Below are 347 nucleotides of genomic sequence, written 5' to 3' on the forward strand. Positions count from 1 at the left end.
CCGCACTTCCACCTCGAACCTATCTACCTCGTCATCTTCAAGGGATCTTACTTACTTGCGTAATGGGAAATCTCATCTTGAGGGGGGCTTCATGCTTAGATGCTTTCAGCACTTATCCCGTCCACACATAGCTACCCAGCGATGCCTCTGGCGAGACAACTGGTACACCAGCGGTGTGTCCATCCCGGTCCTCTCGTACTAAGGACAGCTCCTCTCAAATTTCCTGCGCCCGCGACGGATAGGGACCGAACTGTCTCACGACGTTCTGAACCCAGCTCGCGTACCGCTTTAATGGGCGAACAGCCCAACCCTTGGGACCGACTACAGCCCCAGGATGCGATGAGCCG

At 55.6% G+C, this 347-nt stretch carries 1 rRNA gene; it reads right to left on the minus strand.

Going from position 1 to position 347, the window contains the following annotated elements:
* Window positions 1–347, minus strand: a 23S ribosomal RNA gene (locus RG959_RS23920); the annotation flags it as partial.

The organism is Domibacillus sp. 8LH, assembly GCF_038806185.1.
Lineage (GTDB): Bacteria > Bacillota > Bacilli > Bacillales > Domibacillaceae > Domibacillus > Domibacillus indicus_A.